This window comes from Pseudomonas migulae, assembly GCF_043225285.1.
GTDB lineage: Bacteria > Pseudomonadota > Gammaproteobacteria > Pseudomonadales > Pseudomonadaceae > Aquipseudomonas > Aquipseudomonas migulae_C.
The window spans coordinates 5,483,291-5,509,376 of sequence record NZ_CP171224.1 but is presented as its reverse complement, the minus strand read 5'-3'; the positions used below and the strand labels follow the sequence as shown (position 1 = coordinate 5,509,376).

Genomic DNA, 26,086 nt, shown 5'->3' with positions numbered 1-26,086 from the left:
TTGACGGCAAAACGTGAGGATCTATCATCTTTTAAACATGAGCATCACTCACATTAAACCGATGGAGATGAACGCGATGAAAACCAGCCAAGAAACCATCCTGATTCTCGGCGCAACGGGCAAAACCGGACGGCGAATCGCTCAACGATTGCAAGCGGCCGGGGTGCCCGTACGTCTGGGTTCTCGCGGGGCCACCCCGGCGTTCGATTGGGAAGATCAATCCACCTGGGCCGCCGCGCTCGATGGCGTTCATGCCGTCTACATTTCGTTTCAGCCAGACCTCGCGGTGCCCGGTGCAGTCGAAACGGTGCAAGCCTTCACCGATCTGGCGGTCAGAAGCGGCATCCGTAAAGTGGTGTTGTTGTCGGGGCGAGGTGAAGTTGAAGCGGAACACGCCGAGCGCGTCGTCCAGAACAGCGGCGTCGACTGGACCATCTTGCGGGCCAGCTGGTTTTGCCAGAACTTCAGCGAAGCGCACTTTCTCGAGCCGATCCTGGAAGGACAACTTGCCCTCCCCGTCGGCAACATCGCCGAGCCCTTCGTCGACGTGGAAGACATCGCCGAAATCACGGTCGCCGCGCTGACCCAGCCCGGGCACGCAAACCAACTGTATGAATTGACCGGGCCGCGCGCATTGACCTTCGCCGAGGCCGTCGCCGAGATTGCCCGCGAGACAAAACGGCCGATTGATTTCGTCGCAGTGCCGCCGGACGCCTATCGCCAGGCGCTGGAACAGGCGCAGCTGCCTGCCGAGTTGATCGACCTGGTGCTTTATCTCTTCACCACCGTACTCGATGGCCGCAATACCCCGGTGGCTGATGGCGTGCAGCGTGCGCTGGGGCGCCCGGCGCGGGACTTTACCGATTATGTTCGACGTACTGCGGCATCGGGTGCCTGGGATGTTGAACAGTGACGCCGTCGGATTTTTTGGCGACCACTCTCTTCTTCAACTAGGGTTTCTATCGCATCGAAAGAGCGCCCGCTGTTGTGTGAGCACTTGATCAAGGAGGAATAAATGACACCGATTCGTCTGGCGGAACAAACCTACCGCGCCTGGTCCAGCCCCATCTTGCTGGAGCTGAAAGAGCGAGAGCATCAACTGGAACCTGCTGCCCGTGAGGCGTTGCAGAACATTCTGCTGGAGAGACGGCTGGTGGACGTCGGCAGTCCTTCAGGGGTTGAGCGGCGTAATGCGGGGGACAGTGATCGTCGGGAATAGTGGGGTAGAAATGAACGCCCCCAAAAGGCCGCAGCTAAAGAAGTAAGCCCACCCTGACCAGTTGCGGCCACTCAGCATTTCTCTGAAACAGCTGGCAGGGCGAACGTCCGAACTCTATTCGAGTGAGGCTTTCTCGTATATCAGCTATTCCCTGATAACCCCATCAGCTTTTGCGCCGAACTCATCCGAAACAGGGATCGGCGCAATCAACATTAGGAATGTTCGACTCAGCTGATGTCGCCGGACTATCTGATTTTATCAGGAGATCGCCCGATTTCTTCTCGAGTAGGCATGGTCCAGTCTGAGGGGCGCCTGTCATGAATCGACTCATTTTTCGGATAGCCATCGAAGCAGAAGCCGATCAGGTAAATGGCAAAAGCAACGCCAGCCAATACTGCTCTCGATGTCGGACTGGCGTCTTTGGGTAGACCGCCAGGCCCAATTGCAACCCAGCCACCACGAAGGTAATTGAACACAGCTTGGCCAAACCAAGCTTGCAGCAGCAGCGCCTGCCAGAAGTTGCTCCAATCCCCGGAGAAGCGAGAAAACGCATTCACGAGTGAGGCAGCAACCATCAATACCAATATCCAATACCGGTGCCGTACTAAAAAATCCATGTAGCTGTTTTCCATCCCGACAGACAATTCCATGTTAAAAACCGCAGTAACTTCCTTCCCCCGTCAAAGTCAGCCGCTATAGCGGATCAAAATCGCCGAGCTGCTCGCGGGCATCCACAATTACATACTCAAGCAATTCAAGCGGAACATCCTGCTCGAACAGAGTCACCTCGAAACGCAACGTTTCATCGTTCCGAAATATCTCAAACACCGGCCCCTTGTCACCTCGCCAGCATTCCAGCGCCAGGCCATCGCGACCTTCAACAACGCTTGAGGCACGATAGAACCGGTATTCAACTCCGCGTACGACCATATCGCACCTCCGCCTATTGTTGGCGGCACGATAACTCTCTCCAATATGAAATTGAAAGCCGATATAGCCGCGTTTCAAATGCGGATCTTTGCGCTAAAGCTGGTACAGACAAGGCTGAATTGCGACCCAACTCAATAATTGCGATCCGGAAACAAACAAGGGTTTGCATCAGCTTTCGCCCGCAAACCCTTGATTTAAGATGGTGCCCGAAGCCGGAATCGAACCGGCACGCCCTTACGAGCGGGGGATTTTAAGTCCCATGCGTCTACCAGTTTCGCCATTCGGGCGGTAGCGCGGTAAGTCGTCTGAGCGTGACAAATGTGGATCTGTCAGTTTTGACGGCTGTGCAGCAGAGGACGAAATATATACATCCCATCCCGGTGAAGCAAGTTTGCGAATGCCCATTTCAAGACTAAATCTTGCAGGGCAGCGCAAATAAAAAAGCTCCGTAAATCATCGATCTACGGAGCTGTTTTAAAGTGGAGGCCGAGGTCGGAATCGAACCGGCGTAGGTGGATTTGCAATCCACTGCATAACCATTTTGCTACTCGGCCTCAAACATCTGATGTCATGTAGCACAACACCCGACGCGTACAAACTTGGAATAGATACTAGATCTAACTCCTTGAAAACATTGAGCTTTTTCGGCGGTCAGTGCTTTCGATGGCGTGAATTATGTACTGATTTCCCGAGGCTGACAACCCCTTGATTTCAAAAAAAATTCTGCTCGCCGCTTTGACCGTTTACAGGCGCTCCCCTGTTGCCCCCAACACCCGGCAAAAAAAAATCCCGGGCAGCTGATGGACGCCCGGGACTTAAAAATGCATAAACCGTGGTGGTGAACGCGGCGCGGATATTACGGAATATTTCTCCGTGTAACAAGATATTTTGATTCACCATCCGGTTAATAAATTTTCTAAGCCTTTAAATATCCACACATTTTTTAAGGACTGACAGCGATAGACGGTCAGCTACAGATACCAGCGGTACTCACGCGCATTGATATCGTTCAGAAACGCAAGATGGTCCTGACGCTTGTTTTCGCAATAGACATTCACGAACTCGTCGCCCAATCCTTCGCGTAGTTGCTCGTGGCTTTGCATCGAGCGCACGGCCTCGAGCATTTCCAATGGAAAGTCGATGCCGCTGTTGCGATCTTCGTTGAGCGGCGCAATCGGTTCGCGCCCCGCTTCCAGCCCTTGTTCCAGCCCTACCAGAATGGCCGCCAACACCAGATACGGGTTGGCGTCGGCGCCGGCCAGGCGATGTTCGATCCGCAGGTTTTTCGCGTCCGACTCCGGCACTCGCAGGCAGGCGTCGCGATCTTCGAAACCCCAACTGGCGCGCGTCGCGACGTTCACGGTGCCGCTCAGGCGCCGCATGGCGTTGTGGTTTGGCGCAAAGATCGGCATGCAGTGCGGCAACAACTCAAGGCAACCCGCCACCGCATGACGCAGCGGCTGCTGCCCGTTGGCGGCCAGCAGGTTGTTGCCCGCCTCGTCATACAGGCTGACGTGCACATGCATGCCGCTGCCAGGATGTTGCAGGTAAGGCTTGGCCATGAAACTGGCGCGGTAGTTGTGCTTCATGGCGACGCCACGGGTGCTGCGGCAAAACAGGGCGGCCCAGTCGGCGGCTCGCAGGCCGTCATCGAGGTGGCCGAAGTTGATCTCGAACTGGCCAGGACCCAGCTCGGCGGTAATCACCGTGGTGTCGATGCCTTGCGCCCGCGCGGTCTCGACCATGTCATCCAGTACCGGCGAGAAGCGTGACAGCCGCTCGATGTGCATGTTCGGCTGATCATCCGCATCGTCGGTCAGCGAATCCCGCGCGAACTGCGGCAAGCCATCGCGCAACTGGCGATCGAACAGATAGAACTCCAGCTCGAAGGCCACCACCGGAAAAATCCCTTTGCCGGCGAGTCGTTTCAGCACCTGCACCAGCACTTCGCGAGGCTCGAAGACAATCGGCTTTTCAGTGCCGTCGGAGGTGATGAGCATCTGGCCCAAGGGCTGTTTTTCCCAATTGACGATTTTCAGCGTGCCCGGCACCAGGCGGCGCGGCGCATCCGGGTCGCCGTCGTTGAAGCAGTAGTCGCCGATTTTGAACAGTCCGCCTTGAGTGCCGAGCAATACACAGTTCTGCGGCAACTTGAGCGCGCTGCCCGCAGCGACTTTTTCCAGCATCTCGATCGGATAGCGCTTGCCGTAGAAATGCCCCGGAATATCCAGGGAAATCAGGTCGACGTAACGCACATCCGGGAAGCGCTGGCGAAACGCGCGGACTTCAGCAACCAGATCAGAGCAGACAGCATCCATCATGTTGTTCCTTGTTGTTTTTATCAGGTGTAGACCCAGAGCACCCGGGTGAGTTGATCGGAGAGATTGCCGTAGCGGCAATGGGTATGGCTGGCGAGCTGAAAGCTGTCACCGGGCCCGAGGGTGACCGGTTGATCGTCGTCCAGCCAAAGTGTCAGTTGCCCTTCCAGCACATAACCGCCCTGCTCCGAGCTGTCGTTCATGTGCCGGTCGCCGCTGCTGGCGCCGGGTTCGAGCTGGCTTTCAAGCATCGAGAACGACGCGCGCATTTTTGGCGAGACGAGGATGTCGGTGATGCCGTCGGCGTAATACAGCGTGCGGCGCTCGTCCGGCCGGGTCACCCATGGCAGGGCCATCGGCTTGGGCAGGCTATAGAAGTAGGTGGTCGGCACGCCGAGGGTTTCGCTGATGGCGGTCAGGTCGGCTACCGTCGGGCGCGACAGTCCGCGTTCGACTTGCGAGAGAAAACCGACCGAGCGACCGATTTTGTCCGCCAGCTCCTTGAGGGTGTATTTCTTGTGCTTGCGCAGGTCCTGAATCAGGATCGCCAACGCGGTGATTTCTTCTTGCATGTCCATCTGAAAGCTTCCAGAAAATGTGCGATTCAAAGGCTGTCGCGCAACCGATACCAGGCCTTGCCGATGGCTTCCAGGGGCGCTGCCATGTATTTGCCGCCGGGAAAAGTGCCGTTGACCAACCCTTGGTACAAGCCCAGTTCATCCGGCTGACCGAGTATCGCATCGGACACCGCGCGAGCCCCGGCGAGGGTCGGCAAGACGCCGTGGCCGGAATAGCCCTGCAGCCAGTAGAGATCGCCGCGCCGACCGATGTCCGGCGTGCGCTTGAGAGTAAGGTCGATGTGCCCGCCCCAGGCGAATTCCAGCTCAACGCCCTTGAGCTGAGGGAACACCCGCTGAAGAAACGGTCGGGTCGCGGCGGCGATGTCCTTCGGCATGCCCCCCAGGTAGGTGCACCCACCGCCGAACAGCAGCCGGTTATCCGGGGTGCGGCGGAAGTAATCGAGAACGAATTGATTGTCGGTGACGCAGACATTGCTCGGCAGCAACGCAGTGGCCTGCTCTTCCGACAGCGGCGCGGTGGCGACCTGATAGGTGCCGACCGGCAACACACAGCTCGACAGTTTTGGGTCGAGCCGATCCAGATAAGCGTTGCACGCCAGTACCAGCACATCGGCACGGATACGCCCGCGTTCGGTGGTGACCACGTAGCGGCCGCCCTCTTCGCGATAGCTCAGCGCCTTGCTCTGTTCATGGATACGCCCGCCGGCGCGCTCGATGGCGGCGGCCAGGCCGAGGGCCAGTTTCAGCGGATTGAGGTGCCCGCCTTCCGGATCGAACAGGCCGGCCTGATAGCGATCACTGGCGACCCACTGTGGCAACTGCTCGCGAGGAATGAATTGCAGAGCGTCGTGGCCCCATTTGTGACTGGCTTCGTGTTGCCATTCGGTCAGCAGACCGACGCGACGCGGCAGCACCGAGGTCCAGAGATGACCGGCCCGATAGTCGCAATCGAAATCATGGCGACCGGGTAACGCGCGCAATTCCTGTGCAGCCCAGCGCATGCCGTCCCACATCCGCCGAGCGCGTTCGTAACCCAGCGCCGCCTCCAGCGGCGGCATGTCGCATGACCAACCGAGAATGGCTTGACCGCCGTTGCGCCCGGATGCGGCCCATGCCACCCGACTGGCTTCCAGCAACATCACACGCTTGCCGGCCAAGGCCAGGCGCAACGCGGTGTGCAAGCCACTGAAGCCCGCGCCGATGATCACGACATCCGTGTCCTGCTCGCCTTCAAGGGCGGCACGATCTACCAGGCGATCAGCACAGCTGTGGGCGTAGTAGCTGGCGACGTGTCGAGTGGATTGCTGGAACATGCGGGCCTCATGAAATTTTATTATTAAAATTTCATGAAAAAATACACACATTATTTCACCAACGCAAGAACCCCGTAGGAGCGAGCTTGCTCGCGATGGTGTGTCAGCCAACCCTTTACGGCTGACACTCCATCGCGAGCCGGCTCGCTCCTACAGGGGTTCAGGTGATGTGCTGATCGTAATCAGGCGATAGGGATCAGCGGATCAGCGGCAGCCCAAGCGGTTGCACGGTCAGCTGCCGGCGGGTAGATCCACACGGTGTTGATCTGTGTCTTCAGGTTCTTGCCTTCCTGTTTCACCAGCTTGACCTGACGATCCCAACCTTCGGTGTACACCGCGCCCCAGGCACCCAGGTCAAGGCAGGTCACGTATTTGGGTTGGCTGTAGGGCGTCGGGTCCACGCCGAGGATCTGCGCGGCCACGTTGTTGCCGGCGTAACGACCCAACATGATGGCGTGCTGGCAGGTCATCAATGCGTAGTTGCCGATGTCGTCGGACGCGGCGTAGGCCACATCGCCGGTGGCGAAGATATCGTCCTGACCGATGACTTTCAGGTGGCTGTCCACGTGCAGGCGGCCAAGGTGATCGCGTTCGGCCGGGATCTGTTCGGTCAGCGAGCTGGCGCGCACACCGGTGGTCCAGACCACGGTTTTCGCCTCGATACGCTGGCCGTCGCTCAGGGTGACGCCGTCGGCATCAACGGAAAGCACGGAAGCCTTCAAATGCCATTTCACGCCGGTCGCGATACTGGCTTCTTCGATCGACTTGGCGATTTCCGCCCCCATCGACCCGCCGATTTTGTCACCACGGTCCACGATGATGACCTCGACTTCAGCGTCGTCGCCGAGGATGGCATGCAGACGTGCGGTCATCTCGGTCGCCGTTTCAATCCCGGTGAAGCCGCCGCCCGCTACGACCACGGTGTTACGCGCCTTGCTTTCAGGCAGGTTCACCAAGGATTTGAGGTGGTTTTCCAAACGTACGGCCTGCTCGATCTGGTCGACATCGAAGGCATGCTCAACCACGCCGGCAGTGGCTGGAATGGCGAGACGGCTACCCGTAGCCAGAACGAGTTTGTCGTAGCTGCACACTTGTTTGGCGCCCGACGCATCAATGTAGCCGACAGTTTTTTGTTCGACGTCGATGGTTTCCGCAGCGCCCTTGATGAAGTTCACGCCGACGGCTTCGAACAGCTCACCAATCGGGGCGGCCAGTTGATGTGCGTTCGGCTCATAGAAGCGTGGGCGTACGCGCAGCTCGGCCTGTGGGGCCAGGACGGTGACTTCGACGTTGCTGTGACCATGAATGTCAAACAGGCGCGTGGCGCTCAGAGCCGTCCACATGCCACCGAAACCTGCGCCGATTACCAGGATGTGCTGTTTCATTTTTAACTCCACGAGAAGGCCGATCAATGAATTCGTCAGGGGCCGTGCGCTTGTCAGCGCCGACCGAACAACTACGACTATATTGATCCTAGTTAATCGGCGCAACAGGTTTTTACCGATGGCTGCTATCGACACATTCGATTCCACCCTGCGGCACCACCCTGCTAATGCGGCGAGCAAGGGCCGAATCGCGCCGACGGGGCGCGTTGTCTGACTGACGCCTAGCTGCTAAGATTTACGACAACATTAGTCGGAGATAACAATGTCTCTTTACAGCGCAGGCGTTGAGTACGGCATTCATTGCCTGATTTTCCTGGTAGGCAATTGCGGCGACACCCGCGAAGCGAGCGTGCGCGACCTGGCGGAGCTGCAAGGCGTACCGCAAGACTACCTGGCGAAGATTTTCACCAAACTGGCCAAGGCGAAACTGGTGGTGGCCACTGAGGGCGTGCGCGGCGGGTTCAAACTGGCGCGACCTTCCGACGAAATCAGCGTGCTCGATATCGTCAATGCCATCGATGGACAGAAGCTGATTTTCGATTGCCGTGATATTCGCGGGCGCTGCGCCCTGTTCGAAGGCGAAGCGCCTGACTGGGCGCTGTCAGGTTATTGCTCGGTGCACGCCGTGATGATGACTGCGCAAAAACGCATGGAAGAGGCACTCGCCCAACAGACCATTCTTGATCTTGCCAGGCGAGTGGGCCGCAAGGCGCCGGCCGAGTTCAGTGCACAGGTGGACAGCTGGATGAATGATCGTCGGGAAAAGAAAAGTGCTGCCATCGCCTCTGAAGAGCAGACTATCCCGGTCACCGACATCACTGACTAAGCCTTACAGGCAGTCCCGCACGGCCTCGCGCAAAGCACCGGATTTGGCCCACGGCGGCCCCTGATAAAGCGATACCCGGCTGCCGTCCTTGGATTTCACGATATCGAGGATTTCATCGGCCGTGATGATGCTGGGTGCGGTGATCCTGTAGCCATTGGAGATCCCCGTCTGAGTCGTGCCGGAAACCTGTTGCTGCCAGGCCGGCAGCACGCACGCGGCATACTCTTTCGGCGGCTTTTCACTGTATTTGCTGACATTCGGTTCACCCGGCACCAGCGACGCGGGCAATGAACAACCCGCCAGTAACATCACCACGACTCCTGCGACCAATGTCCGCATGACGCATCCTTGATTTGAAAAATAGAAATGTAGCCCGAGGTCATACAGATTGCTTCAGGGATTGGGGTTGTTTTCGCCAGGGTCCGGGTAGGACCGCTCGTTCAGATAAGTCGTCCATCTTTCATAGGCCGCATGCTGCCATTGAGTGACCCGCTCCCATTCCGGCCCATTCAACTGATGCGCAGAAATCAGCTTCATCATTTCCGCCGTCGCCGCGTCCAGATCGACGATCAGCTCATGCGCGTGAAATCGAAAGTCATCGGTCGTCGTCATTTCAAGTTGCCTCGCCCTAGCGAAAATTCACCACCTCACTACGACATCAGATCTGCTCATTCGCACGAAACTTCCCGACAAAAGGCTTGGCCGGCTGTTCGGACGAACTAAACGCCGTGTATCAGGAATCGGGACTAAAATTTCTTGGCGGAGAATGTTCAGGAGGTCGTCATGTGGCTTAACGAATCTGAAAATGAACTTCGGCGGGACCTGCAAAGCGTTGCGTCGGACCTGAGATGGTCAGCCGTGGAGCTTCTGCGCCTGGCCGAACAATTACGCCAGGCTGGCAATGATGTGGATGCACAGGCCGTGCTGCGGTTGTGCGATCTGTTTCAGGGCGATGAACAACGGCTCGCGGGCTATGCCGAGGAAGTGAAGGCCAAGGCGATCAGTCGAAACAAGGCTCACTGACGGGAGCGCGGCCATGAACAAGCCTTTATGCGCGCTGGTTGTCGTACTGGCAGCGACGGGCGGCTGCAGCACTGAATCACGTCTCTATGGCGACCTGCCGTTAGTCGCGAAGGTGGAGACGGGCATGACCAAGGATCAGGTCCAGCAGATTGGAGGTCAGCCTCTGTCAATCAGCGACCGTACCGTAGTGCCCGGCACGTGCTTTGACTACAAACTGACGAAAGCCGGTCACCAACAGCCTTACAACGTCAGTTTCGATGACAAGGGCAAGGTCGACCACACAAGCTTCCTGACCTGCGCGGAATGGAGCCGCGCACAACAAAAATCCAGGGAAACTTCACACTCCTCGGGCGGGGGCGGCGGTTACTGAGCCCCAATGAAAAGCCCCGGAAAAACCGGGGCTTCAAGCGCGTCTTATTTATCCGGCCTTTTCGCCCGGGATCTGAAGCCGGGGAGAGACGCCGCGAACGCCAGTGCCTCTTCCCTGCTGTCAAAAGCCCCAAGCCGGTCACCTTTGGTGCACACACGCCAGGGGCCGTTGTTCACGCTGAGTACGTCATAACCGTTCATGTGCATCTTATTCAGCATCGGAACGCTCATAAGCTACCTCCATTTTCGGTACGGATATCCAGGATTGACTCGCCTACCTTACACCCACCCTTCGCCAAGGTGCCGACCAGACGTCGCGACAGGATTCCGCCATTCGGTTGCACTTTCTGCCCTCCGGATGCCTCCAATCACCCATAAGCCCGCAAAACCGGGCTGCGGCCTGAATATTGCATTTTTGTTACTGTTTTATGACATCGAGCAATCAGGTAACACATGAAAGTACGCGCAACCGTTATTTGCGAGCAGGACCGCCACGTTCTCCTGGTGCGTAAGCCCAAGTGTCGCTGGACGCTGCCCGGCGGAAAGGTCGAGCGCGGTGAAACCATCGCGGCCGCGGCCCAGCGCGAATTGTGGGAAGAGACGGGACTGGGCGCCGACGATTTGCTGTACTTGATGGAGCTGGAGTCGGGCGGAACCCGGCACCACGTCTACGAGGCATCAGTTCTGAACTCCAACGAGCCCCGACCACAAAATGAAATCTTCGATTGCATGTGGTTTCCGCTGGAGTCGGTGCACAACCTGAACACCAGCGACGCCACAGTCAGAATCGTCAGGGCGTTTCAGCGTCGCCTGTAATCTTCAACGTTTGTCAGCCCTGATCGCCACCACCTACCGGCATGATCATGCCCGTGATGTAGGACGCTTCGTCGCTCGCCAGGAACAGGATGGCGCCGGCTTGCTCATCCAGCGTGCCGTAGCGTTTCATCAGGCTGCTGTCGAGGGTCTGGTCGACGATCTGCTGATACCACACCTTTTCCTCGGCGCTTTGATTGGCACTGTTGCGCGGGATTACACGCGGCGGCGCTTCAGTGCCACCGGGCGCCGTCGCATTGACCCGTACACCACGGCCGGCGGTTTCGAAGGCCAGGCATGCAGTCAACGCATTCACCCCGCCCTTCGCCGCACCGTACGGCACGCGATTGATGCTGCGCGTTGCGATGGACGACACGTTGACGATCGCACCACTGCCCTGCTCCAGCATGATGGGCAGCGCCGCATGGCAGCACCATAGCGTCGGGAACAGTGAACGGCGGACTTCCGCCTCGATCTGCTGCGCTTGGTAATGCTCGAATGGCTTGGCCCAGATCGTCCCGCCGACATTGTTGATCAGAATGTCCAGACGTCCGAACCGCTCGGCTGCGGTTTGCATGACGCGGGCGCATTCGTCGTATTGCTCAAGGTCGGCAGTCAGCGCCAGGACCTGGCTGTGTTGAGCCAATTGCTGCTGCACTTCAAATACCAGATCCGAGCGATCGACCAGAATCAACCGCGCCCCTTCCGCTGCCATGCGCTCAGCGACACGCCGGCCGATGCCTTGGGCGGCGCCGGTGATCAACGCGACTTTTTCGTGAAATCTGTTCATATGTACCTCATTGAAAATCGCTGTCACACCCTCGCAACCTTGTAGGAGCCGGCTTGCCGGCGATGGACTCAAAGGCGCCGCGCTCATTCTGTAAGCATGCGTTATCGTTGACGACCATCGCCGGCAAGCCAGCTCCTACAGGGAGTGCGTATTCACAGGTTCACGCCGCGCTGGCAGCGAATTTTTCGTAGTAGAAGTTCGCCGGGCTGATGCCCTGCTCGCGAATGAACTGGCTCACTGCCTCGACCATCGGCGGCGGGCCGCACAGGTAGACGTCGACGTCGCCCTCGTTCAAATGCTTGGGCTCGATGTGCTGGGTCACGTAGCCCTTGAGCGGGTGCTGGCTGTCGGGGCTGGCGACGCAGGCGCTGAAGCTGAAATTCGGGATGCGCGCGGCAAAGGCTTCGAGCCGGTCCATTTCCACCAGGTCCAAATCATGGGTCACGCCGTAGATCAGATGCAGCGGATATTCACTGCCCTGCTCGGCGATTTTCTCCAGCATCGCCGTGAACGGCGCCAGCCCCGTGCCACCGGCCAGCAACAATAGCGGCCGACGAATCTCGCGCAAATAGAAACTGCCCAAAGGCCCGGCCAGGCTCATGCTGTCCCCGGCCTTGGCCATGCCGGTGAGGAAGCTGCTCATCAGGCCACCCGGTACGTTGCGGATCAGGAAGCTGACCTCGCCGTCCCGCTGCAGCGAGCTGAACGAATAGGCGCGGGTCTGCTCACTGCCGGGGATCCCGAGGTTCACGTATTGCCCCGGCAGGAACGCCAGCCTGCTCAGGGATTCGCCCCTGATCGACAGCGCGATGGTGCTGTCGGACAACTGGCGCACCTCGCTGATGGTCGCCTCAAAACTGGCCTGCTGCGTGCGGCACACCTGGGAAGAGGCCGGCACGCGCACCACGCAATCGCTCTGGGCGCGCATCTGGCAAGTCAGGACAAAACCCTGCTCGGCTTCGTCGGCGCTCAGGGCGTCTTCGATGTAGTCCTCGCCGAGGTCATAACGGCCCGCTTCGGCGAAACACTTGCAGGTGCCGCAGGCGCCGTCGCGGCAATCCAGCGGGATGTTGATGCCTTGGCGATACGCGGCATCGGCCACGGTTTCGCCGGCATTGGCGTCGATGAACCGGGTGACGCCGTCTTCGAAATTGAACGCAATGGAATGGGTCATGACGGCCGCCTCAGAGGTGGTAAACATCGATGACCTGACGAACGTAGTCGTTCTTCAGGATCACTTTCTTGGCCTTGATCAACGGGTTTTCACCGCGCACATCGAGGGTGTAGAAACTGCTGCCGAAATAGCTGTCGACGGTCTTGTAGCGAAAGCTCAGGGTGTGCCAGTTGAAGCGCACCTTGCACAGGCCGTCCGCCTGTTCCAGCAGCTCGATGTTGCTGAGGTTGTGGGAGGTGCGGGTGTCCGGCACGGTGGCGCTGGAACGTTCGGTCTTGATCCGGAAGATGCGGTCTTCGAGGCCGGTGCGGTTGCCGTACCAGATCAGCGAGATTTCCCGCTGCGGGTCTTCGGTCAGCTCGTCGTTGTCGTCCCAGGACGGCATCCAGAACGTCGCGTCCGGCGCATACAACTCCAGCCATTCATCCCACTGGCGATCATCGAGGTAGCGTGCTTCGCGGTAGAGAAAGTCGCGCACACCGTCATAAGTGATAGTCATTGCACGGCCTCCACAGCAATCAGGCCGGATTGCTCAACGGCCAGCGCCTTGAGCATCGTCTGCTGCCAATACTTGTGTTGCAGCACGAACAGGCCTTCGTCCTCGGTGCGCACACCGCTGAGCAACGGGTGCAGGTCGATTTCTTTCGCGGCGTCGTCGGCGCCTTCGATCCAGTGTTCGGCGCCACGGGACATGTCGTTCCACGCGGTCACGCTGCCTTGATAACCGGTCTGGCACGAGCGGAATTCTTCCAGATCGTCCGGCGTGGCCATGCCGCTGACGTTGAAGAAATCCTCGTACTGACGAATCCGGCTCGAACGGGCGTGGTCGCTCTCACCTTTGGGGGCGATGCAGTAAATGGTGATTTCCGTGCGGTTGACCGAGATCGGCCGGGCGATGCGGATCTGCGAGCTGAACTGGTCCATCAGGTACACGTTCGGGTACAGGCACAGGTTGCGCGAGTTCTCGATCATCCAGTCGGCGCGGGCCTTGCCGAAGTCCTCGGCCAGTTCGTCGCGTCGCTCGTACAGCGGACGGTCCTCGGGGTTGGCCCAACGGGTCCAGAGCAGCATGTGGCCCTTGTCGAACGAGTAGAAACCACCGCCCTGCTTGGCCCAGCTGCCGGCGCTCATGGTCGGGTTGCTGTCACCGGCCTCGCGCTGTTTGCGCTGGTTCTGGGTGGCGGCGTAGTTCCAGTGCACCGAGCTGACGTGATAACCGTCGGCGCCGTTTTCGGCGGTGAGTTTCCAGTTGCCTTCGTAGATGTAGCTGGACGAACCGCGCAGCACTTCCAGGCCATCGGCGGACTGGTCGACGATCATGTCGATGATCTTCGCCGACTCGCCCAAATGCTCGACCAATGGCACCACATCGGCCTTGAGGCTGCCGAACAGGAAGCCGCGATAGGATTCGAAGCGCGCGACTTTGGTCAGGTCGTGGGAGCCTTCGCAGTTGAAGCTCGCCGGGTAGCCGGCCGCTGCCGGGTCTTTGACTTTCAGCAGTTTGCCGGAGTTGTTGAAGGTCCAGCCGTGGAACGGGCAGGTGTACGAACTTTTGTTGCCGGACTTGTGCCGGCAGAGCATCGCGCCACGGTGACTGCAGGCGTTGATAAAGGCGTTGAGTTCACCGTCCTTGTTGCGCGCGATGAAGATCGACTGGCGCCCCATGGTGGTGGTGTAGAAATCGTTCTTGTTGGGGATCTGGCTTTCGTGCGCCAGATACAGCCAGTTGCCTTCGAAGATGTGTTCCATCTCGAGATCGAACAGCCGAGGGTCGGTGAACATCTCGCGCTTGCAGCGGTAGATGCCCTGTTCTTTGTCATCTTCAAGCAGGGAGTGAAGGTATTCGGGTCGCAGGGACATGGCCGCCGCCTCCATTGTTTTTATTCAGGCAGGACCATGCTAGGACGCGGGGATGGGGTGGACTATCCGCTGGCTGCAGACCTTTATCCGTTTAGTGCAGAACGCATTTTCGGAATCGGACTACATAACTGCTTACAACTTCTGCCATAGACTGCCGGCCTGACTACAAGGAGTGGTTTGTATGGCTAATCACGGTTACATGACCATAAACGGCAAAGCTCAAGGAATGATTTCAGCGGGTTGTTCAACCCAGGACTCTATTGGCAACAAGTACCAGGCGGCACACAAAGACGAGATCATGGTGCTGTCCTACAGCCACAACATGACCAATATCGGCAATATCAATAGATCGACTCACAGCCCGATCATCATTACCAAAGCCGTCGACAAGTCATCACCACTACTGGCTCAAGCGCTGTCAAACCGGGAAGAAATCAACTGCACGATCAGCTTCTATCGTGTGTCGCCGTTTGGCATGCAGGAAAAGTTTTATACCGTCTCGATCAACGGCGGAGTCATTGCCGACCTGACGCTTGAAGTGCCTCATGCCATTTTCCAGAACGATGCCGAGCCACAGGAACAGGTAGCCATTCGTTACCGTGACATCACGTGGACCCACCACTTGGCAAAAACCGCCGGTTACAGCTCCTGGGGCGAAGAGGAATGATTCCTCGCGAGCATTGGGACGTTAACAGTGCGGCGACCAAATTGATGGGACAGGCCCGCACGCTCGCCGCTCGCCATCTTGCTCAAGGTCTGATGCGTGAGCGGTTCAATCGGGAAGTTGCCTTTTATGCCAAGCGCATTGCCGACGATGTTGCGCAGGGCAAACAAACACCAGGGCAAGGCTTGCAGGCGCTTGCGCAAGAACAGCACAACCTGCTTGTTCAATCGCAAACCGTTACGCGAACAACTCAGGACGCGGTCACTGAATGGGTCAAAAGAATCCCGGCATCAACGCTCACACAACCGTCATTAAAACCTGACCCGCAACGCTTATTGCGCTTCGTTCATGCGCAAAACCTCAAGTCCACTGACACGAACTCGTCCCGCACATTGGCGGCAGCCGCTTCGCCACATCCCGTTCCGGACCTGAAGTTTTTCCCTCAAGAGCAATGGCCCGCGGAAGTCCCACAAGAAGAGCCGGGTTTTTACGTCGTCCCCAGAAGTACGACGGCTGACAAACTGCAATCCCGGCTTTTCACCTCGGCCTCCCCCGCCGTCATCGCCAAATTCAAGGCGCTGAACCCGAATCTGGATCAGGTAAAAGCCGGGACGATGATTGTTCTCAGCGACCCGAATAATCATCTATGCACTTTCGAAGAAGCGTTGCTGATGGAAGCAGCGGGCAATGTGAATAGAGCCCTGGAGCCGCTCAGTTCGGAAGAGGCAGATTTCATGGCGCGGCACTATGACGAGATTGCGTTTCTTATTTCCAAAGGGTCACTCGGGGCTAGCGTCGGACTAGCCATGTTTTCCAAAAATCTGGATGACGTGAGGGACATTCTGCGAGACATCGATGGCTTGCACACCCGGACTTTTCAAGCCAATGGTCATCTGAATTCCCCTGAGTTTTACGCAGAACGCAAACGCTTGTTGACTCAATTGGATACTCAGCTCACCAAACTTACGAAAAAGAGCATTGGTTTTCCGGATCATCCCAATCTGAAAAGCGTGTTGGGGATATCGACTAAAAGCCTTGTTCATCGCTGGAGAAAAGCAGGGGCTATCGGGCAGATTCCTGGTTATGCCACGCACATTGATGCCGTCTCTAAAGCGGCGAAGTACGTCAAATATGGTGGTTGGGTTGGTACAGCGGTGGGTGGTGGTGCGTCAGCAATCAAGGTTCAGGGTGTTTGTGCTGAAGGGAGTGTGGAGGCTTGTGAGAAGGTGAAATTTACCGAAGCTGGGGGGTTTGCCGGAGGAATCATAGGCGGAGCTTTCGCATCAGCAATATTGACCGGCCCAACAGTGGGTTGGATATGTGCGGGCTTGGCAATCCCGACTGGAGGAACGGCTGCACTTGCATGTGGCTTGATAGTAGTCGGAACTGGATCTTTTGCTGGAGGGTTTTTAGGGGGAGATGCAGGGGAAGCAGTAGGGGAATTGATATATGAGAATACAAATGAACAGAATTGAAACAGTTATCGGCTATTCATCCGGGGCAGTGCTTATCGCGATGTTTATATGGATCGTTGTAATGCTGCATGCGGCATACACCAAGATGGATTTTATTTTGGAACATTTGAAGAATAGCTCAGCCATCAGAACTCGCGTGCCGCTCAGGCACAGTGGTCCTTGGGGAAAACTCATGCTCATAGGGGGTATTTCCGGAATTATTACTTTTCCTGGGTTTTATCTTAAAAGGGGCGAACTAAGTTCAGACGACTTAAAATTTTTTCCAAACCCACTTAAACGTAAGTTAATCATCATGCACTGGAGTGCACTTGGGCTGATGGCTGCATTGACTCTTCTGGTTCTGATCGGAAGATCGGGACTGTTTTATTAGAGAATCCGTTATGTCCCTGAGTACTGCTGAGACCGTATATCTCGCTATTGGCTTAATCGACTTTATTGGCGCATTTATATCAATTGGAATATCACTTCACCTCGCCTATACAAAAATGGACGTGATGTTGAACCACCTGAAAAACTGCCCCGCCGTTATGATCCGAGCGCCTTTCAGAAACGGTGGGCCATGGGGAAACATGTTTTTACTGGGCGCCATAATGGGTGTAATGACTACACCTCGCCTCTATTTACGCGATGGAGGTGCGTGCGCCGAAGACCTGAAAAATTTTCCTGCCGATCTAAAACGAAAGCTGATAATTCTGCAGTGGACCGGCTGGGGACTTTTACTTGTGATGTTCGGCCTGGCCGCCGTTGCCGAATTAGAACTTGTTTGAAAATTTTTTATGAGCGAACCGTTAAAAACAACTCAATCCCGCCGCCTCAACGTATCCGAAGGCAATTCCCCAAACTGCTTGCGATAGTTCTCCGAAAACCTCCCCAAATGCAGAAACCCATAATCCATCGCCACTTCCGTAACATTGCGCACATTACAGGTCGGATCACTCAGGCAAGCATTGATACGCTCCAGGCGTTTCTGGCGAATGTAGTTTTTCGGCGTGGTGCCCGCGTTGCGCTCGAACAGGCCGTACAACGAACGCAGGCTCATCCGCGCCTGGCGCGCCAGCTCTTCACTGTCGATGTCTTGCTTGAGGTGGCGGGCGATGTAGTCGGCAATGACCTCGAAGGTGGCCGTCTGTGAGCAAAGGCTGATGCGGCTGACGTTGTTCTGCATCAGGCTGAGCATCTTGCTGACGATGATCTGTGCGTAGTGCTCCTGCACCTTGGGCATCTGTTCGGTGGCTTCAGACTCCTGGCAAATCATCGCCAGCAGGCCGACAAATCCTTCCAGCTGATCGAGCTGGTAACGGTTCTCCAGAAACCGCACGCCCTGCCCCGGATACTGCCAGCGCTGCTCGTTGCAGACCGATTCCAGCAACGACGTCGGGACCTTGAGTATGAATTTTTCGCAATCGTCGGAGTACGTCAGGTCCACCGGGTCGTCGGGGTTGATCAGCAGCAATTCTCCGGGAGCGAAGTAATGTTCCTGGCCGTGGCCGCGCCACAGGCAGTTGCCGCGCAGCAGCACTTGCAGGTGATAGACGGTTTCCAGCGCACCGGACGTAACACGCACGCTGCCGCCGTAGCTGATGCGGCACAGGTCGAGGCTGGCGAACTTGCGGTGATTGAGACTGGCCAGCGGCCGCCCGGTCCTTGGCATCAGGATGCAGTGATTGCCGACATGCTGATTGACGTAGCCCGACACCGCGTACGGGTCGGCGTGGTCGAATACAGAGCTGCGCTGACTTAACAGTTGCGCTTGCATGATCGGGTCACTCTCTTTGTTCTTATGGGGTGCGTCGGGTGATTCTAAGGCAGTGCTTGCAGCGGTGTGTCAGTGGACCGACATGCGGACCTTTCGCAATGAAACCTGTAGGAGCGAGCTTGCTCGCGATGGACTCAAGGACACCGCGGGGAATCAGGCACCCCGCGTTATCGTTAACGTCCATCGCGAGCAAGCTCGCTCCTACAGGGTTGTGCGATCAGTCTTCGAGTGCACGAACCCGCTCGTGACGCTGCTGCTCTTCCGGCTGGGCGGACGACTGCAGGGTGAAATCGAATTCGATTTCGGCGAACCGGCCGCTGACACCGTGGGCCGCCGCGCGCTGTTGGTCGTCGCTGAAGGTGATCTTGGCGATCAACTCGTCACGGGTGGCGTAGGCAAAATCGTCGTGCAGGTATTGATCGCCATCGAGGTTGATCTGGGTGGTCAGGTGACGATGATCCGGCGCGGAGATGAAGAAGTGCACATGCGCCGGGCGCTGGCCGTGACGGCCCAGTTGATCGAGCAGTTGCTGGGTCGGACCGTCCGGCGGGCAACCGTAGCCCGACGGCACGATGCTGCGGAAACGGTAACGGCCTTCGGCGTCGGTGACGATGCGGCGACGCAGGTTGAACTCCGACTGCGTGGTATCGAAGTAGGAATAAGTGCCACCGGTATTCGCGTGCCAGACATCCACCACCGCGCCGGCCAACGGTTCGCCGGCGGTGTTGAACACCCGGCCTTGCATGAACAGCGTCACACCCGGATCGACACCGTCATCCAGACGCGCTTCGCCCTCGGACAACGGCGCACCCGCGACGTACAGCGGGCCTTCGATGGTCCGCGGCGTGCCGCCCGACTTGCCGGCCTGCTCGTCTTCGGCATCCATCAGCAAGTCGAGGTAGTGTTCCAGGCCCAACCCGGCCACCACCAGCCCCGCTTCCTGGCGCGCGCCCAGCACGTTGAGGTAATTGACGGCTTTCCAGAACTCTTCCGGGGTCACGGCGAGGTCTTCGATGATGTTCACCGAGTCGCGCAGGATGCGGTAGATCAGCGCTTTGGTGCGTGGATTACCGGCTTCGTTGTGCAGGCCGCTGGCCTCTTCGAGAAACTTCTGGGCGTTGGCAGTGTGGGAAATTTTTACGTTCATGTCAGGGGTTCCTCATCTTGTAATTATTAGCGTGGCGAACTGAACAGGCTGGGTTCAGCGGTCATCCTCGCGGATGGAAGACGGATGCCGGCACATTGCAGTGACTTCGATCGCCATGTACGGGTACAGCGGCAGCTGCATGAGCAGGTCGTGCAGCTCTTGAACGCTGTCGACATCGAACACGCTGTAATTGGCATAGAGCCCGGCGATGCGCCACAGGTGACGCCACTTGCCCTGGTCTTGCAGACGCTGGGCCAGGGCTTTTTCGTCAGCCTTGAGCTTGGCGGCCGCCTCGGGATTCATATCGACCGGCAGGTTCACGGTCATTTTTACGTGGAACAGCATAATGCTCTCCTCAGGCTGAATGTAGGACGGTAGAGGTTTTGTCGCGACGGAAGAACGCCAGGCGCTCTTCATCCAGGTTCAAGCCCAGGCCGGGGGTATTCGGCACGTGCAACTCGAAATCGCGATAGATCAGTGGTTCGCTGAGAATGTCTTCGGTCAGCAGCAGCGGGCCGAACAGTTCGGTGTCCCACGCCAGTTTGTTCAGGGTGACGAAGGCATGGGCCGAAGCCAGCGTGCCGATGCCGCCTTCGAGCATGGTGCCGCCGTACAGGGCGATACCGGCCGCTTCGGCAATCGCGGCGGTGCGCAACACGGCACGCGGGCCGCCGTTCTTGGCGATCTTCAGGGCAAACACCGACGCCGCGCCCTCGCGGGCCAGGTTGAACGCATCTTCCACGCACTCGATGGATTCGTCGGCCATGATCGGCGCCGGGCTCATCGCGTTCAGGCGCGCCATGCCGGCGCGGTTGTTGCGGGAAATCGGCTGTTCGATCAGGTCGATGCCGTTGCTGCCCAGGATCCGGCAGGCGCGCAACGCCACCGCTTCGTCCCAGGCCTGATTGACGTCGACCCGTACGCTGGCGCGGTCGCCAAGGGCTTTTTTGATCGCAATGACGTGGGCCAGGTCGCGATTGACTTCGCCAGCGCCGATTTTCAGTTTGAAGATGCGATGGCGGCGCAGGTCGAGCATTTTTTCCGCTTCGGCGATGTCCTTTTCGGTATCGCCGCTGGCCAGGGTCCACGCCACCGGCAGCGCATCGCGAACCCGGCCGCCCAGCAATTCGCTGACCGGCAGGCCGAGGCGTTTGCCCTGGGCGTCGAGCAAGGCGGTTTCGATCCCGGACTTGGCGAACGTATTGCCACGGATACTGCGTTCCAGGCGCAGCATCGCGGCGTTCACGTTGGCACTGTCCTGGCCAACCAGCAGCGGCGCGAAGTGCTGGTCGATGTTGGTCTTGATGCTGTCCGGGCTTTCGTTGCCGTACGCCAGGCCACCGATGGTGGTGGATTCGCCAATGCCTTCGATGCCATCGGCGCAGCGCACACGGATGATCACCAAAGTCTGGTTCTGCATGGTGTGCATCGCCAGCTTGTGCGGGCGGATGGTCGGCAGATCGACGATGATCGTCTCGATCGATTCAATGGCTGTAGCAAGCATGGTGATACCCGTCAGGTTCTTAAAGTTCTGGAACCGATTCTGGTACGGCTTTTTTCTTGAGGCCAATATAGAATTGGTCTGACTTGATACCTATAAGGTATGCAACCGATTCGTTTGTGGAGGCCCCATGGAACTGCGTCACCTGCGGTATTTTCAGGTGTTGGCTCAAACCCTCAACTTCACTCGCGCTGCCGAGCTTCTGCACATTGCCCAGCCGCCGTTGAGCCGGCAGATCCAGCAACTGGAGGACGAACTCGGGGTGTTGTTGCTGGAGCGCGGCCGGCCGCTGAAGCTGACCGACGCCGGACGGTTTTTCCATGAACACTCCACCGCCCTGCTCGAACAACTGGGCAAGGTGTGCGACAACACACGCCGGATCGGCCTGGGGGAAAAGACCTGGCTGGGAATTGGTTTTGCGCCCTCCACGCTCTATGGCGTGCTGCCGGAACTGATCCGGCGCTTGCGCAGCGGCGAACCCCTGGAGCTTGAGTTGGGGCTTTCGGAAATGACCACGCTGCAACAGGTGCAGGCGCTGAAGGCTGGACGCATTGATATCGGTTTCGGGCGGATCCGCATTGACGACCCGGCCATCATTCAGACCGTGCTGACCGAAGACCGGCTGGTTGCCGCCCTGCCCGCCGGGCACCCGCTGCTGGCCGGACCGATCAGCCTGCGCGACCTGGCGAAGGAACCTTTCGTGCTGTACCCCGGCAACCCGCGCCCCAGCTACGCCGACCATGTGATTGCGTTGTTCGAGTCGTATGGCGTGAGCATCCACGTGGCGCAGTGGACCAACGAACTGCAAACGGCCATAGGCCTGGTGGGTGCGGGGATCGGCGTGACCCTGGTGCCGGCCTCGGTGCAATTGCTGCACCGCGACGACATCGGCTTCACGCCCCTGCTGGAAGACAACGCGACCTCACCGATCATCCTCAGCCGGCGTGTGGGTGATGTGTCGCCGGGGTTGAATCATTGTTTGCGGATGATTGACGAGTTATTGCCGCGGCAGCGAGCCTGATTGCAGGAGCCCGGCTTGCTGGTGATGGCGATCTCACGGACGCCATCGCCAGCAAGCCGGCTCCTACACAATCGTGGGTGTGTTCGGGGATTGGGGATTCACGCAAAACCTGTAGGAGCCCAGCTTGCTGGCGATGGCGATTTCACGGGCGCCATCGCCGGCAAGCCGGCTCCTACACAATCGTGGGTGTGTTCGGGGATTGGGGGTTCACGCAAAACCTGTAGGAGCCCAGCTTGCTGGCGATGGCGATTTCACGGGCGCCATCGCCGGCAAGCCGGCTCCTACTAGCCGGCAAACGCCCGGCGGCCGGCGCGCATTTCGGTGCGCAGTTCGCCGATGAGGTTGGAGATGGCGCGCACGCTGGTCAGTTGCGCGGGTGACACGCCGGTGATCAGCAGGTCGATTCGGCCGGTGGCCCGTTCGAAAACCTTGATCCGCAGCGACCCGTCGGGATTCACCGTGCAGGCACAGGAAAGCGGCTGAAAACCGGACTCCACAATGCGGCAAAGCTCTGGAACTGACACCATGACGGACGCCTCCGAGGCGGCTGATCGGATTCAACGCATTGAGGATAGCTGCGCTTTCCCGATCTCGCGCCAGTCCAGACCTACAAAAAATGTCGACTGCGTCTCACTTTGACGCGACTCAATGGGCATCGCCATCCCAGATCCAATTCCAGACCCCCGGCAATTTCACCGGTTGCGAACTGTCGCGAACCGTACGCGCCATGGCCGCCCGCTGCAGTTCGGCCTGATCGTCATAAAACGGCTTCTGCGCGGTTTTCACCCCAGTCGCCTGAGCACTGTCGAGCAGGATCTGCAGGTACTCGCGGGCGTGCCGCGCGGTGTAGCGATTGAGGTCGTGGAAGGTCACCACCACCGGGATCACTCCGTCCACGGTCGGCAGTTCGCCGAGGGCAATGCGCTCGCGCACTTGCGACATCTGCAACAGCATATTGGCCCGCCGCCGGGGACTGGCATTAAAGCCCCAGATCTTGCCGTCGTTGGCACTCAGGTCGGTCAGCAACACGTGCATGCCGTGCTTCTGATAGGCCGCGAACACCCGTTTGTCGTAGTTCCAGAATGGCGGACGCACCAGGGTCGGCGGTGCGCCGGTGATCGCGGCGATGTCCGCACTGCCCTTGCTCAGCGACTGTTCCAGCTCTTCCGGGCTCAGGGAGCGGTGATTGGTGTGCCAGTGAGTGGCCGTGTGGAAACCCAGGATCTGTCCGTCGACCTGTTCGCGGCGCATGACCTCGCGACCGATGTCGCTGTCGCCTGCACGCGGCGCGCCGGTCTGCACGAAGAACACGGCCTTGAGATTCGGTTGCACCGGGTTCGTCGCCAGGCTGTCGAGCACCGTCATGGTCGGGTTCCAGAAGCTCGAAGCGCTGGGACCGTCATCAAAGGTCAGCAGAAAACGGATTGGCGCTTGCGTACGCAGCCGCTGCTCGGTCTGCGGGGTCATTTCGACTGGCGCCGCGATACACCCCACCAGCCCGACGGCAATGGAAAATGCGCAGAAAATCTTGAACAGCTGTTTCATGTAGTGCCCTGGGCCAGACCGTTGAACCCGCACAGGAGTGCGGGCGCGGATTGGATCAGGGTACACAGTGTTTGGTTCCGATGCCGCCGTGCATCGCCGATTACTGGTTGAGCGCCTGCTGGAACGAGTGGTCGATGATCGGCGCAGTTGCCAGTTCCGCCGGCAGTGCCTTGACCTTGAACAGGAAGTCCGCGGTGCTCTGCAGATCCTTGGCCGCCTGCGCGTCTACCGGGCCCACGGTCATGTGCGCCTGGCGCAGCCAGTGGCGCGAAACGTTCTGGTCGAGATTGGCTTTCTTCGCCCACAGATCGGCGTATTCGTCGGTGTTGTTATCGACCCAGGCCCGAGCCTTTTTCAGGCGTCCCAGAAAGTCGGCGATGGCTTCGTGCTTGCTGTCGATGGACGGTGTCGAGGCCGCGATGGCGCTGAGGCCTGGCATCAGGTTCTTGGCCGTCAGAATCGGTCGCGCGCCGGAGAACAGGATCTGCTGGGAAATATAGGGTTCCCAGACCGGGAAGGCATCAATGCTGCCCTGAGGTAATGCGGCCGCGGCATCGATCGGCATCAGCTTGATGAAGTCGACGTAATCTTCCGGCAGATCAGCCTGCTGCAAGGCACGCAGGGTCAACTGCTGGCTCCAGGCACCGGGCCAGTAGGCGACTTTCTTGCCCTTGAGGTCGGTGATGGTCTTGACCGGTGAGTCCTTCGGCACCAGCAACGCGATGGTGTCCGGGTTCTGCCGCGAAACGCCGATCAGCTTCACCGGCGCCTGTTTGGCGGCGAGGAACAGAAAGCCCGAATCCCCCAGGAAACCCAGGTCCAGCGCGCCGGTGTTCAACGCCTCGGCCAGCGGTGCCGCGGCCTGGAAATGTTTCCAGTCGACCGTGTAGGGCGCGTCCTTCAGGACCCCTGATGCCTCTACCGATGCGCGCACGTTGTAGTAATTCTGATCACCGACGTGCAGGACGACGGGTTCGGCGGCGTAGGCCATTGGCGCGGCAAACAGCGCGCTGGTCAGCAGACTGCGCACAAATCGGGACAGGTTCATCGGGGGCTCCTTGAGCGTGGTTTTCATAGACCATAACGCTCTTACAGCAAGGATTTTAAATTCTATTTGCGCATAAGCTAATGACTGCCCCACACCACTGTTTGCTGAGCAACAGCGACCCGACACACTGTTTTCCCAGCAACACCCCCCCCTCTTCTTCCCGCCCAAAAGCCTCGAAAAAGCCCGGTCCGCGCAACATGGCACAGAGCCTGCAATATTCCTTTTACGCAGGACTCATTTATAAAAAATGAGTTTTAAGACATAAGAAACCCAACGCCTTGCCGGAGCTGACCCCATGAAGCCTACCTTCCGTTTTCCGCCATTCAGGTATCTGCTCAGCGCCTGCGCCCTGGCCCTGAGCCTGCAACCCGTCGCGCAGGCCGCTGAGGCACCGCCGGCCGAGGTGCACCTGGATTACGCCTACTACTCACCCGTCAGCCTGGTGCTTAAACATTTTGGTTTCCTCGAAAAAGCCCTGCCGCAGACCAAAGTCAGCTGGGTGTTGAGCCAGGGCAGCAACCGTTCGCTGGAATACCTCAACAGCGGCGGCGTCGACTTCGCTTCCTCCGCCAGCCTCGCCGCCGTGCTCAGCCGCGCCAATGGCAGCCCGATCAAATCGGTTTACGTCTACAGCCGTGCCGAATGGACCGCGCTGGTGGTGCGCAAGGATTCGCCCTACAAGACCGTCGCCGACCTGAAAGGCAAGAAAATCGCCGCCACCAAAGGCACCGACCCGTACCTGTTCACCCTGCGCAGCCTGCAACAGGCCGGCCTGAGCAAGGACGACGTGGAACTGGTGCACTTGCAGCACCCGGACGGTCGCACCGCGCTGGAAAAGGGTGACGTCGACGCCTGGGCCGGCCTCGATCCGCACATGGCCGCCAGCCAGGTGCAAGCCGGTTCACGCCTGCTGTATCGCAACACCAACTTCAACAGCTATGGCGTGGTCAGCGTGACCGACAGCTATGCGAAAGAGCACCCGCAAGCCATCGAAACCGTACTCAAGGCGTACGAAGAAGCACGCGAGTGGGCGGTGAAAAATCCTGACGAACTGGCGAAGCTGCTCGCCACCGAATCCGGCCTGCCGCTGGAAGTGGCCAAGCTGCAACTGTCGCGCACCGACCTGAACAATCCGCAACTGACCGCCAAGGATGTGATCGCCTCGAAGGCCGCCGCGCCAATCCTGGTGTCCGAGGAACTGGTTCGTCGTGGGGTGAATGTGGATCAGGTCATCGATCAACTGATCGACACCGGTTTCAAAGAGACCGTCGCCCGTCAGTAAATCACCGCCATCGGGTCAGCACGAATCCGCGCCTGTCGCGGATTCG

32 protein-coding genes and 2 tRNA genes are annotated in these 26,086 nt (G+C 58.5%); 12 read left to right on the top strand and 22 right to left on the bottom strand.

The features are described 5' to 3' along the window. Window positions 1-76: 76 nt before the first annotated feature. Both ACF6ZU_RS25390 and ACF6ZU_RS25385 read left to right on the top strand, forming a co-directional pair. Window positions 77-913, top strand: a complete 837-nt coding sequence (locus ACF6ZU_RS25390; RefSeq protein ID WP_392893927.1) for an NAD(P)H-binding protein — start codon at window positions 77-79, stop codon at window positions 911-913. 102 nt (window positions 914-1,015) lie between these two features. After that, a complete protein-coding gene (locus ACF6ZU_RS25385) occupies window positions 1,016-1,219 on the top strand; it encodes a hypothetical protein (protein ID WP_392888093.1) in 204 nt (67 codons plus the stop codon). Window positions 1,220-1,464: 245 nt separating this feature from the next. Here ACF6ZU_RS25385 and ACF6ZU_RS25380 read toward each other — a convergent pair whose 3' ends face one another. From ACF6ZU_RS25380 to ACF6ZU_RS25345, 8 genes are all read right to left on the bottom strand, one after another. Further along, window positions 1,465-1,869: a hypothetical protein gene (locus ACF6ZU_RS25380; protein ID WP_392888091.1), complete on the bottom strand. Its 405-nt coding sequence runs from the start codon at window positions 1,867-1,869 to the stop codon at window positions 1,465-1,467. Window positions 1,870-1,912: 43 nt separating this feature from the next. After that, entirely contained in the window at window positions 1,913-2,227 is a 315-nt protein-coding gene (locus tag ACF6ZU_RS25375; protein ID WP_392888089.1) for a hypothetical protein, read from the bottom strand. Window positions 2,228-2,349: 122 nt separating this feature from the next. After that, window positions 2,350-2,436, bottom strand: a tRNA-Leu gene (locus ACF6ZU_RS25370). A 193-nt stretch (window positions 2,437-2,629) separates the two neighbouring features. Next, window positions 2,630-2,703, bottom strand: a tRNA-Cys gene (locus ACF6ZU_RS25365). A gap of 417 nt (window positions 2,704-3,120) precedes the next feature. Further along, window positions 3,121-4,467, bottom strand: coding sequence for a glutamine synthetase family protein (locus ACF6ZU_RS25360; RefSeq protein WP_392888087.1), 1,347 nt, complete (start codon window positions 4,465-4,467; stop codon window positions 3,121-3,123). Between the two features lie 23 nt (window positions 4,468-4,490). Beyond that, a complete protein-coding gene (locus tag ACF6ZU_RS25355) occupies window positions 4,491-5,045 on the bottom strand; it encodes a helix-turn-helix domain-containing protein (protein WP_392888086.1) in 555 nt (184 codons plus the stop codon). Window positions 5,046-5,071: 26 nt separating this feature from the next. Next, complete coding sequence (locus ACF6ZU_RS25350; protein WP_392888085.1) at window positions 5,072-6,361, bottom strand: NAD(P)/FAD-dependent oxidoreductase; 1,290 nt, start codon at window positions 6,359-6,361, stop codon at window positions 5,072-5,074. Between the two features lie 182 nt (window positions 6,362-6,543). After that, a complete protein-coding gene (locus ACF6ZU_RS25345) occupies window positions 6,544-7,746 on the bottom strand; it encodes an NAD(P)/FAD-dependent oxidoreductase (RefSeq protein WP_392888084.1) in 1,203 nt (400 codons plus the stop codon). Between the two features lie 262 nt (window positions 7,747-8,008). Between ACF6ZU_RS25345 and ACF6ZU_RS25340 the strand changes: the two genes are divergently transcribed. Beyond that, entirely contained in the window at window positions 8,009-8,572 is a 564-nt protein-coding gene (locus ACF6ZU_RS25340) for an RrF2 family transcriptional regulator (RefSeq protein WP_392888082.1), read from the top strand. A 3-nt stretch (window positions 8,573-8,575) separates the two neighbouring features. On the opposite strand, the gene ACF6ZU_RS25335 is transcribed toward ACF6ZU_RS25340, so the two are convergent. Both ACF6ZU_RS25335 and ACF6ZU_RS25330 read right to left on the bottom strand, forming a co-directional pair. Beyond that, complete coding sequence (locus ACF6ZU_RS25335) at window positions 8,576-8,911, bottom strand: hypothetical protein (RefSeq protein ID WP_392888081.1); 336 nt, start codon at window positions 8,909-8,911, stop codon at window positions 8,576-8,578. A gap of 54 nt (window positions 8,912-8,965) precedes the next feature. Next, window positions 8,966-9,184, bottom strand: a complete 219-nt coding sequence (locus tag ACF6ZU_RS25330) for a hypothetical protein (RefSeq protein WP_392888079.1) — start codon at window positions 9,182-9,184, stop codon at window positions 8,966-8,968. 171 nt (window positions 9,185-9,355) lie between these two features. Here ACF6ZU_RS25330 and ACF6ZU_RS25325 point away from each other — a divergent pair, with 171 nt between their 5' ends. Then, a complete protein-coding gene (locus ACF6ZU_RS25325) occupies window positions 9,356-9,595 on the top strand; it encodes a hypothetical protein (protein ID WP_392888077.1) in 240 nt (79 codons plus the stop codon). Window positions 9,596-9,608: 13 nt separating this feature from the next. Further along, window positions 9,609-9,965 (top strand): osmotically-inducible lipoprotein OsmE, encoded by a 357-nt coding sequence (gene osmE, locus ACF6ZU_RS25320; protein ID WP_392888075.1) that lies wholly within the window; start codon window positions 9,609-9,611, stop codon window positions 9,963-9,965. A gap of 44 nt (window positions 9,966-10,009) precedes the next feature. On the opposite strand, the gene ACF6ZU_RS25315 is transcribed toward osmE, so the two are convergent. After that, window positions 10,010-10,195, bottom strand: coding sequence for an SPOR domain-containing protein (locus tag ACF6ZU_RS25315; RefSeq protein WP_392888074.1), 186 nt, complete (start codon window positions 10,193-10,195; stop codon window positions 10,010-10,012). Window positions 10,196-10,417: 222 nt separating this feature from the next. Here ACF6ZU_RS25315 and ACF6ZU_RS25310 point away from each other — a divergent pair, with 222 nt between their 5' ends. Further along, entirely contained in the window at window positions 10,418-10,780 is a 363-nt protein-coding gene (locus tag ACF6ZU_RS25310) for an NUDIX hydrolase (RefSeq protein ID WP_392888073.1), read from the top strand. A gap of 13 nt (window positions 10,781-10,793) precedes the next feature. Here the strand turns inward: ACF6ZU_RS25310 and ACF6ZU_RS25305 are convergent, their stop codons facing one another. The 4 genes from ACF6ZU_RS25305 to benA form a co-directional block, all read right to left on the bottom strand. Continuing rightward, window positions 10,794-11,567, bottom strand: coding sequence for a 1,6-dihydroxycyclohexa-2,4-diene-1-carboxylate dehydrogenase (locus tag ACF6ZU_RS25305; RefSeq protein ID WP_392888072.1), 774 nt, complete (start codon window positions 11,565-11,567; stop codon window positions 10,794-10,796). Between the two features lie 160 nt (window positions 11,568-11,727). Continuing rightward, the gene (gene benC / locus ACF6ZU_RS25300; protein ID WP_392888071.1) at window positions 11,728-12,741 is read right to left on the bottom strand and encodes a benzoate 1,2-dioxygenase electron transfer component BenC; all 1,014 of its coding nucleotides are present in this window, start codon (window positions 12,739-12,741) and stop codon (window positions 11,728-11,730) included. 10 nt (window positions 12,742-12,751) lie between these two features. Further along, window positions 12,752-13,240 carry a benzoate 1,2-dioxygenase small subunit gene (gene benB, locus ACF6ZU_RS25295; RefSeq protein ID WP_392888069.1) on the bottom strand — a complete coding sequence of 163 codons (489 nt, stop codon included), beginning with the start codon at window positions 13,238-13,240 and terminating at the stop codon, window positions 12,752-12,754. Then, window positions 13,237-14,601 (bottom strand): benzoate 1,2-dioxygenase large subunit, encoded by a 1,365-nt coding sequence (benA, locus tag ACF6ZU_RS25290; RefSeq protein ID WP_392888066.1) that lies wholly within the window; start codon window positions 14,599-14,601, stop codon window positions 13,237-13,239. The genes benB and benA overlap by 4 nt, the downstream gene beginning before the upstream one ends. A gap of 181 nt (window positions 14,602-14,782) precedes the next feature. Here benA and ACF6ZU_RS25285 point away from each other — a divergent pair, with 181 nt between their 5' ends. Genes ACF6ZU_RS25285 through ACF6ZU_RS25270 form a run of 4 tightly spaced genes read left to right on the top strand, consistent with a single transcriptional unit; the run spans window position 14,783 to window position 17,507 of the window. Next, the gene (locus ACF6ZU_RS25285) at window positions 14,783-15,268 is read left to right on the top strand and encodes an Hcp family type VI secretion system effector (protein ID WP_392888064.1); all 486 of its coding nucleotides are present in this window, start codon (window positions 14,783-14,785) and stop codon (window positions 15,266-15,268) included. Continuing rightward, complete coding sequence (locus tag ACF6ZU_RS25280) at window positions 15,265-16,740, top strand: hypothetical protein (RefSeq protein WP_392888062.1); 1,476 nt, start codon at window positions 15,265-15,267, stop codon at window positions 16,738-16,740. The genes ACF6ZU_RS25285 and ACF6ZU_RS25280 overlap by 4 nt, the downstream gene beginning before the upstream one ends. Continuing rightward, window positions 16,727-17,110: a hypothetical protein gene (locus ACF6ZU_RS25275; RefSeq protein ID WP_392888060.1), complete on the top strand. Its 384-nt coding sequence runs from the start codon at window positions 16,727-16,729 to the stop codon at window positions 17,108-17,110. The genes ACF6ZU_RS25280 and ACF6ZU_RS25275 overlap by 14 nt, the downstream gene beginning before the upstream one ends. A 10-nt stretch (window positions 17,111-17,120) precedes the next feature. Continuing rightward, window positions 17,121-17,507, top strand: coding sequence for a hypothetical protein (locus tag ACF6ZU_RS25270; protein ID WP_392888058.1), 387 nt, complete (start codon window positions 17,121-17,123; stop codon window positions 17,505-17,507). Window positions 17,508-17,539: 32 nt separating this feature from the next. On the opposite strand, the gene ACF6ZU_RS25265 is transcribed toward ACF6ZU_RS25270, so the two are convergent. The 4 genes from ACF6ZU_RS25265 to ACF6ZU_RS25250 all read right to left on the bottom strand — a co-directional run bounded on the left by ACF6ZU_RS25265 (window position 17,540) and on the right by ACF6ZU_RS25250 (window position 21,147). Continuing rightward, window positions 17,540-18,499: an AraC family transcriptional regulator gene (locus tag ACF6ZU_RS25265; protein ID WP_392893925.1), complete on the bottom strand. Its 960-nt coding sequence runs from the start codon at window positions 18,497-18,499 to the stop codon at window positions 17,540-17,542. 214 nt (window positions 18,500-18,713) lie between these two features. Continuing rightward, entirely contained in the window at window positions 18,714-19,643 is a 930-nt protein-coding gene (catA, locus tag ACF6ZU_RS25260) for a catechol 1,2-dioxygenase (RefSeq protein ID WP_392888057.1), read from the bottom strand. 54 nt (window positions 19,644-19,697) lie between these two features. Further along, window positions 19,698-19,988, bottom strand: a complete 291-nt coding sequence (gene catC / locus ACF6ZU_RS25255; protein WP_392888055.1) for a muconolactone Delta-isomerase — start codon at window positions 19,986-19,988, stop codon at window positions 19,698-19,700. A gap of 10 nt (window positions 19,989-19,998) precedes the next feature. Next, window positions 19,999-21,147: a muconate cycloisomerase family protein gene (locus ACF6ZU_RS25250; protein ID WP_392888052.1), complete on the bottom strand. Its 1,149-nt coding sequence runs from the start codon at window positions 21,145-21,147 to the stop codon at window positions 19,999-20,001. A 127-nt stretch (window positions 21,148-21,274) separates the two neighbouring features. Here ACF6ZU_RS25250 and ACF6ZU_RS25245 point away from each other — a divergent pair, with 127 nt between their 5' ends. Next, entirely contained in the window at window positions 21,275-22,165 is an 891-nt protein-coding gene (locus ACF6ZU_RS25245; RefSeq protein ID WP_392888050.1) for a LysR family transcriptional regulator, read from the top strand. A gap of 284 nt (window positions 22,166-22,449) precedes the next feature. Here the strand turns inward: ACF6ZU_RS25245 and ACF6ZU_RS25240 are convergent, their stop codons facing one another. From ACF6ZU_RS25240 to ACF6ZU_RS25230, 3 genes are all read right to left on the bottom strand, one after another. After that, the gene (locus ACF6ZU_RS25240; protein ID WP_392888047.1) at window positions 22,450-22,692 is read right to left on the bottom strand and encodes a DUF1652 domain-containing protein; all 243 of its coding nucleotides are present in this window, start codon (window positions 22,690-22,692) and stop codon (window positions 22,450-22,452) included. Between the two features lie 118 nt (window positions 22,693-22,810). Further along, a complete protein-coding gene (locus ACF6ZU_RS25235) occupies window positions 22,811-23,710 on the bottom strand; it encodes a polysaccharide deacetylase family protein (protein ID WP_392888045.1) in 900 nt (299 codons plus the stop codon). A 100-nt stretch (window positions 23,711-23,810) separates the two neighbouring features. Beyond that, window positions 23,811-24,758 carry an ABC transporter substrate-binding protein gene (locus ACF6ZU_RS25230; RefSeq protein ID WP_392888043.1) on the bottom strand — a complete coding sequence of 316 codons (948 nt, stop codon included), beginning with the start codon at window positions 24,756-24,758 and terminating at the stop codon, window positions 23,811-23,813. Between the two features lie 295 nt (window positions 24,759-25,053). On the opposite strand from ACF6ZU_RS25230, the gene ACF6ZU_RS25225 reads away from it, so the two are divergent. Next, the gene (locus tag ACF6ZU_RS25225; RefSeq protein WP_392888040.1) at window positions 25,054-26,040 is read left to right on the top strand and encodes an aliphatic sulfonate ABC transporter substrate-binding protein; all 987 of its coding nucleotides are present in this window, start codon (window positions 25,054-25,056) and stop codon (window positions 26,038-26,040) included. The last annotated feature ends 46 nt before the right edge of the window (window positions 26,041-26,086 follow it).

Bases quoted from the DNA above. Each gene is read 5' to 3' on its own strand.
- ACF6ZU_RS25390 (WP_392893927.1), top strand. From the start codon at position 77: ATGAAAACCAGCCAAGAAACCATCCTGATTCTCGGCGCAACGGGCAAA.
- ACF6ZU_RS25385 (WP_392888093.1), top strand. From the start codon at position 1,016: ATGACACCGATTCGTCTGGCGGAACAAACCTACCGCGCCTGGTCCAGC.
- ACF6ZU_RS25380 (WP_392888091.1), bottom strand. From the start codon at position 1,869: ATGGAATTGTCTGTCGGGATGGAAAACAGCTACATGGATTTTTTAGTA.
- ACF6ZU_RS25360 (WP_392888087.1), bottom strand. From the start codon at position 4,467: ATGGATGCTGTCTGCTCTGATCTGGTTGCTGAAGTCCGCGCGTTTCGC.
- ACF6ZU_RS25355 (WP_392888086.1), bottom strand. From the start codon at position 5,045: ATGGACATGCAAGAAGAAATCACCGCGTTGGCGATCCTGATTCAGGAC.
- ACF6ZU_RS25350 (WP_392888085.1), bottom strand. From the start codon at position 6,361: ATGTTCCAGCAATCCACTCGACACGTCGCCAGCTACTACGCCCACAGC.
- ACF6ZU_RS25345 (WP_392888084.1), bottom strand. From the start codon at position 7,746: ATGAAACAGCACATCCTGGTAATCGGCGCAGGTTTCGGTGGCATGTGG.
- ACF6ZU_RS25340 (WP_392888082.1), top strand. From the start codon at position 8,009: ATGTCTCTTTACAGCGCAGGCGTTGAGTACGGCATTCATTGCCTGATT.
- ACF6ZU_RS25335 (WP_392888081.1), bottom strand. From the start codon at position 8,911: ATGCGGACATTGGTCGCAGGAGTCGTGGTGATGTTACTGGCGGGTTGT.
- ACF6ZU_RS25330 (WP_392888079.1), bottom strand. From the start codon at position 9,184: ATGACGACGACCGATGACTTTCGATTTCACGCGCATGAGCTGATCGTC.
- ACF6ZU_RS25325 (WP_392888077.1), top strand. From the start codon at position 9,356: ATGTGGCTTAACGAATCTGAAAATGAACTTCGGCGGGACCTGCAAAGC.
- osmE (WP_392888075.1), top strand. From the start codon at position 9,609: ATGAACAAGCCTTTATGCGCGCTGGTTGTCGTACTGGCAGCGACGGGC.
- ACF6ZU_RS25315 (WP_392888074.1), bottom strand. From the start codon at position 10,195: ATGAGCGTTCCGATGCTGAATAAGATGCACATGAACGGTTATGACGTA.
- ACF6ZU_RS25310 (WP_392888073.1), top strand. From the start codon at position 10,418: ATGAAAGTACGCGCAACCGTTATTTGCGAGCAGGACCGCCACGTTCTC.
- ACF6ZU_RS25305 (WP_392888072.1), bottom strand. From the start codon at position 11,567: ATGAACAGATTTCACGAAAAAGTCGCGTTGATCACCGGCGCCGCCCAA.
- benC (WP_392888071.1), bottom strand. From the start codon at position 12,741: ATGACCCATTCCATTGCGTTCAATTTCGAAGACGGCGTCACCCGGTTC.
- benB (WP_392888069.1), bottom strand. From the start codon at position 13,240: ATGACTATCACTTATGACGGTGTGCGCGACTTTCTCTACCGCGAAGCA.
- benA (WP_392888066.1), bottom strand. From the start codon at position 14,601: ATGTCCCTGCGACCCGAATACCTTCACTCCCTGCTTGAAGATGACAAA.
- ACF6ZU_RS25285 (WP_392888064.1), top strand. From the start codon at position 14,783: ATGGCTAATCACGGTTACATGACCATAAACGGCAAAGCTCAAGGAATG.
- ACF6ZU_RS25280 (WP_392888062.1), top strand. From the start codon at position 15,265: ATGATTCCTCGCGAGCATTGGGACGTTAACAGTGCGGCGACCAAATTG.
- ACF6ZU_RS25275 (WP_392888060.1), top strand. From the start codon at position 16,727: ATGAACAGAATTGAAACAGTTATCGGCTATTCATCCGGGGCAGTGCTT.
- ACF6ZU_RS25270 (WP_392888058.1), top strand. From the start codon at position 17,121: ATGTCCCTGAGTACTGCTGAGACCGTATATCTCGCTATTGGCTTAATC.
- catA (WP_392888057.1), bottom strand. From the start codon at position 19,643: ATGAACGTAAAAATTTCCCACACTGCCAACGCCCAGAAGTTTCTCGAA.
- catC (WP_392888055.1), bottom strand. From the start codon at position 19,988: ATGCTGTTCCACGTAAAAATGACCGTGAACCTGCCGGTCGATATGAAT.
- ACF6ZU_RS25250 (WP_392888052.1), bottom strand. From the start codon at position 21,147: ATGCTTGCTACAGCCATTGAATCGATCGAGACGATCATCGTCGATCTG.
- ACF6ZU_RS25245 (WP_392888050.1), top strand. From the start codon at position 21,275: ATGGAACTGCGTCACCTGCGGTATTTTCAGGTGTTGGCTCAAACCCTC.
- ACF6ZU_RS25240 (WP_392888047.1), bottom strand. From the start codon at position 22,692: ATGGTGTCAGTTCCAGAGCTTTGCCGCATTGTGGAGTCCGGTTTTCAG.
- ACF6ZU_RS25235 (WP_392888045.1), bottom strand. From the start codon at position 23,710: ATGAAACAGCTGTTCAAGATTTTCTGCGCATTTTCCATTGCCGTCGGG.
- ACF6ZU_RS25230 (WP_392888043.1), bottom strand. From the start codon at position 24,758: ATGAACCTGTCCCGATTTGTGCGCAGTCTGCTGACCAGCGCGCTGTTT.
- ACF6ZU_RS25225 (WP_392888040.1), top strand. From the start codon at position 25,054: ATGAAGCCTACCTTCCGTTTTCCGCCATTCAGGTATCTGCTCAGCGCC.